The organism is Sneathiella sp., assembly GCF_041689005.1.
GTDB lineage: Bacteria > Pseudomonadota > Alphaproteobacteria > Sneathiellales > Sneathiellaceae > Sneathiella.
In genome coordinates this window covers 1-5,265 of sequence record NZ_JBDNHC010000041.1, presented here as the reverse complement: position 1 = coordinate 5,265, position 5,265 = coordinate 1, and the positions used below count along the sequence as shown (strand labels likewise).

The 5,265-nt window shown below is 52.3% G+C and carries 2 protein-coding genes; both read right to left on the bottom strand.

All coding sequences use genetic code 11. From position 1 onward, the window contains the following. Positions 1 to 12 precede the first annotated feature (12 nt). Positions 13 to 4,119, bottom strand: a complete 4,107-nt coding sequence (locus tag ACESNI_RS05250) for a hypothetical protein (RefSeq protein WP_373085442.1) — start codon at positions 4,117 to 4,119, stop codon at positions 13 to 15. A gap of 672 nt (positions 4,120 to 4,791) precedes the next feature. Beyond that, positions 4,792 to 5,265: tyrosine-type recombinase/integrase (locus ACESNI_RS05245; RefSeq protein WP_373085441.1), on the bottom strand; the 474-nt coding region annotated here is incomplete at its 5' end.

Genomic DNA, 5,265 nt, shown 5'->3' with positions numbered 1-5,265 from the left:
TTGATCAAGGTTTCACAAATTCACGGCCATTTTTCGAAGTTCAGCCATTGTGTTACCAGCTTTGCGAACGTTTACTGCGTCTCCAGCCGCAAGAAGTATGTTTGCGGCCAAGGCCAATCCAACGAGTTGCGATTCACACGCGGCTTTTATGGCCGCCAACGTGAGCCGGGGCGAACACAGTTCGAATGGATTTGAAATCCGAAGAAGCCATGTCTTCCGCGCAAGTTTTGCGAGAGCGTCGTGGCTCAGCATGAGATTGATCCTGAAACCGGCGTCTGTCACGAGCGCGCTAAGACCTACATAGCACAAAGCAGGAGTAGTATTTGGATGTACAACCAGTTGAAGCCCGGCGATGATTTGGGTGAAACGTGGAACGCCACTCTTGGCAAATTTGCTGTAGATATTCATCGGGGCCTCGTCGCAAACCATCTCAATTGTTCCAACTGCGTTCAATAGGACATCAGGGTATCGCATCCGTGAGGCAGTTTTTCTCCATCCCTTGGATACGTGGTCCCATGGAATGTCTTCAGCGGAAGCTATCAACAAGGCACAAAGCAGCGCTTCTTCAACGTAGCTTGCGACGCCTTCAGGCCGGGCCTGGTTCTTCTCAATTGGTTCCGCCTTTTGGAGAATTGACTCTGGTGTCAGATTACGTGCGTCGATTCTCGAAAAGCCCAAGTAACTGGATTCGGCGAATATTGGGACATTTACGAGATCAAGATCGGCGATTGCACGCTGCGCACGCAATAGATCGAGAATCGGCCGGATTTTCGGAAATTCTTTGAGATCATTTCTACCTACGATGGTCTGAAATGCTGCGCGACCAAGATGCGCGTACAATTCCGCTTCGGCCAAACAGATCCAAGCTAGCAAAACTGGCGCACGTGGTGTGTTTTTTAGAAGTTCGTGTTTTTCCCAATCTTTAGCTTCTGAACAAAATCCAGGGCGCAATTCTACGACTTCCGAATCACCCGGAGCCCCAGCATCGGACTTGAACCATGATCCCACATGCTCCATGACTTTCCATGTGGTATGAAATTCCAGCGACTTGTTGCTTCGACCAATTCTCTCCATTTCCCGATAACAGCCTGCTAATTCCGCCAAACCTCCTTGTCGGTCACCTCCTCGCCATCTGACATAAGCCGAATCAATTCCGAATTTGAGGGCATCGAGCCGTCGGTTCAATTTCTGTGCTAGTTCTCTGCCCCGTTTAAATGCAAACTGCGCATCGTTCCATCGCTCCAGGTATCCTGCTGCAGCGCCGCAATTGGAAAAGGCATGAAACGCATAAAGTGCAGCCTCTTCACTGTCTTGAGGCCATTCCTCGAAGGTTGAACGCCACTCTCGGTATGCCAGATCGTATTCTTGATGTAGGAATCGAACCATACCCCGCTGGTATCGAACAAATAGCCCGTCTCCTGTTTTGTTGGCAACATCCGAAAGGACATCGAGCGCCTCATCTTTCTTGTGAAGATACTCGTCGTAAACTGCAGCAATACCACGCGCAGCAATCATGGAAAGTTCGGGCAGGCACCACCTTTCGCCTGAGTCGCGGGCTTCGGAAAGAACGGTAATAGCCTGATCCCAATCAGGAGGATTTTTGACGAGCTCTTGGGTCCAGACGTCGTCAATGAATCCGTACAAGCGAAATAAGTTCGCGTTGATCGCTGCCATGATATCCTTCCGCTGATCTGGTGTAAGGCTATCAACGGCCACAATAAATCTCCTCAAATAGTCGCTGTCTCCGCGCCTGCTGAGCACAAACGCAAACAACAGATTGTCGTATGATTGCTCTGGAAAAAACCTTCCCCCAACTCTTGGGTGCTTCTTTTCTATGGATTGGAATATCTTCGTCAATTGCTTGTCGCCTGACCCCAACGATTTGACGGTCAGCCAGCAGTCAAGGAGCAGGCGTGGGGCGACCAATACCTTGATTGCAAGGATTACATCACCCGCCGCGCTAACTATTATGAATTTGTCTACCTTTGGAGATACGGAAATTTGTGCGTTCTTGAAGACTTCTTCTGCCAATTTCAAAGCAGAGGAGTGTTGCGTCGCAGCAGCAAGCCGAAACCGAACTGTGCTGAACAATTGACTCACAAAAGGGGCGTTCGGAAATACCGATTTCGCATCCGGAAGGACCAGTAACCAACGAAGCTCCTGGGCAATCCTATTTCGAGCTTTCAATGGGGCTGACATCAGCGCTGCCAACACTGGCGCTGCCAAACCCGCTTCCTTAGTGAGCACCGATTGAAACAGAATTTCTCCGGCCTCGATCAGCGTTCGGTTGCCCGTGCGATGAATCGCTTTTGCATATTCGATTCGCGTTAGCCTTACTTTCTCCGGCGACCAGTTATCGTCTGCCGCACGGTTCAATAACAGGCTTAGCCGAAAATATTTTCCTCCTGCAGATTCAATCCACGGGCCGACTAGTCCGTCAAACCTGTCCCCGGCTCGACTGATCGCAGGATCAATCTCCGCAACCGCGACAGCTTGGTCTCTTCTAAACGGCTCCGAAGCAATACTTAGTCGAAAAAGCAACTCGACTTCGCCATCATCAAGGACCTCGAGAAGTTGACGCGTAAGCCGACGCGTTTCGGTGATGTCTTGCGGAGTTTCGAGGACGTCACTAACGCCAAATGCTGGCCAACCATGTCGACTGGCGACCTTGATTCGGGCGTGAACCAATTGCGGATGCCGCCCTGTTTGAACAGATATAAGACTGACCCGCGCGGCAAGGCGAGAATCATTTGGACAACTGGCCTGGATACATAGCTCTCGAACTTCATCTTCTTCGAAAGTCGGCACAGTCTTTAGAACTTGGGGCGACAGATTGCTTTGACGAAGAAACACTTCGCCCAGCATTACCTGCGTGGTGACTATTATCCGCCCTCCGGCTGCTAACGTAAGCCGGGTAGCGACCGCAAGTTTTTGAAGGGAAAGCGGCATGTCCGCACCCTTTGGGTTAAAGTCATCCAGCAAAAGCGAAACGGCTTTCGCTTGTGAAGAGACGTTGACTGCCAGACGACTGAGTTCGTCGATGATCCGCCGAGAATCGCGGCCGGCAAAGCTTATCCAAATCCAGTTTCCACCATGCTTTCTGGCCGCCAGTTTTGCGATAGTACTCTTCCCTTTGCCGGTCGACCCCTGGACCGCAACAAAGTTGTGGCCCCTTAAACTTTCTACCAATATATCCACGGTCTCGGTTCGCGGCGCGCAGGGTGTCGGTAGATCAGGAATAGATTGCTCAGTTGCTGAAAAGTTTACGTTTGCAGCTAGAGACGAAGGTGACTGCGGGAACGCAAGAGCCGCCTGCATTTGATTGAATTGAGAAATCGGAAGGCTTATCCGAGTGGAATCTTCGAACAAAATCCGAAAATCTTCCCGGGTCAGGGCACGTCGGTCTCGGAAGGCGACATGTGCGATATGTTCAAACAGTCGCGTCAATGCACGGTCACTATCACTGGAGGCAAGATGCTGGGTCTCACCGTAGGCGTGGAGCGCCGCTTGAACCATATCCCGAATGACTTCGACGTCAGGCTGTTGTTGTAGCCATTGGATCGCACAGATAAATTCGGAGCGAAATTGTTCAGGAGAGAGCTGACGCAGATGATCAGAAAGGTCACGAACCCCTTGGGGTAGCGGTTTTGCCAAGCGCCGTAAAACAGAGGCATCCGAAAGTATGAAGCGCTTGATGGGTTCGCTATGGAGTACAGAATTGCGACGTGATTCATCATTCCATACTCCAAGGCCCGGATTCGAAGCGCCAAAAGGTTCCCCTGCCTCCACGCAAAAACTTGCCGTTGTTATCAGGCAAAATGTGATGCTTCGTTCCGGATTCCTGCTCCGGACTATCCAGAAGTTTCGTAACGAATCACAAACGCAATCACTGCGGAGGCTGATCGGCGACGCGAGATTCTTGACTTGGTTTACGTTCGCGGAGTTCCCATTCAGGGTGTCAAAATCCTCGGCACCTTCTACGACCAGAATCGCATTCTCAGAAAGATTTATCCATGCCAGGACTGTTTGCCAAACCTGATAGGCGATGGCTTCAAATAGCGACGTCGCCTGTCGGGCTGGTTCAGCAACTAATTCGGGAGTATTTTTCCGTTCCGGCATTGGCGGTGTTAACAACGTTGAGCCAGAAGAGTCTCACCATGGGCTGTCGCATTTCAATCAAATCCGCGAGTTTAAGGGATTGGAGAATTCGCTAGCTAAATCTCCGGTACATCAACAGCACCGCTATACGCGTTGGAGAGACCGGCGACGGTGTGGCGCTCAGGGGATTGGATGCATGCGGCGGTGACCCGCATGCCGGGTGGTGTGGGAGCCGGGAGCTAATCACTGGGCCTGACCCGATTCAAAATCCAATGCCATGATCATTTCGTATCGTGAAATTGCTTCCTCCCTGGTGACCGCCAACGATTGCCCACCCTTCCGATAATGAAACGCTTCATCGCTGTCGAACGGGGTAACCGGCGTGCCGATTTTTTCACATATGCGCCCGATGTATCTGCTGTGTGCCCCTCTCGCCGTCCAGCTGCGGTACAACGCCTCTCCTTTTTAACGGGCACGGAGATTGTTCCCCACGATTGATGCGCCCGTTTGCTGGATCATGGGAATGATGTTCCCGGACAATGCGTTCTGTTCGTATTTTTCCTACGACGGCAAGGTCACCAGGGCACGCTTCGCGTAGACGCGATGGACCGCCTTGCTATTGTGCCCGAGCGCCTCCTGCGCGAACCTCTCCGGATATTTGGGCGGTTTCAGCGAGCAACGTTTCTGTGCGAGTCAGCGCTGTGCCGCCCACTGCTGGGTATTGTCAAAAGGTATGATCTTGCTCGAATATTCCTCAAGCGACGGGCAAGTGATGTCCGCTCCGCGAGCATAGGCGTCATGGACGGCACGACTGTTGTGGCCGAGTGCGCTTTGCGCCCAGCGCTGCGGGTATCCAGCCGCCTTCGCCCTCTCGGCCCAGCTATACCGAAAACTGTGCAGGCTAATCCCTTCAATGGCCAGCTGACGGCATCGGCGACGGAATTCACTCGCTCGATGATTCGCACCAATTTGGCTGATATGCGGAAACAGCGGCCCCTGTTTTGGCAGCTTTTCAAGCAGGACTCTCAATCGGGGGCCAATTCTGATCCGTGCCGGCATCGTCGCTGCCTCGATATATTGGTCTGCCAGCTTGGCGCGCTCGTAGGTCAGCACGCCATCGCGCCAGTTGATATTGGAAGAAGTCAGCGTGGCCGCGTCGGATTGAGA

Bases quoted from the DNA above. Each gene is read 5' to 3' on its own strand.
- ACESNI_RS05250 (WP_373085442.1), bottom strand. From the start codon at position 4,119: ATGCCGGAACGGAAAAATACTCCCGAATTAGTTGCTGAACCAGCCCGA.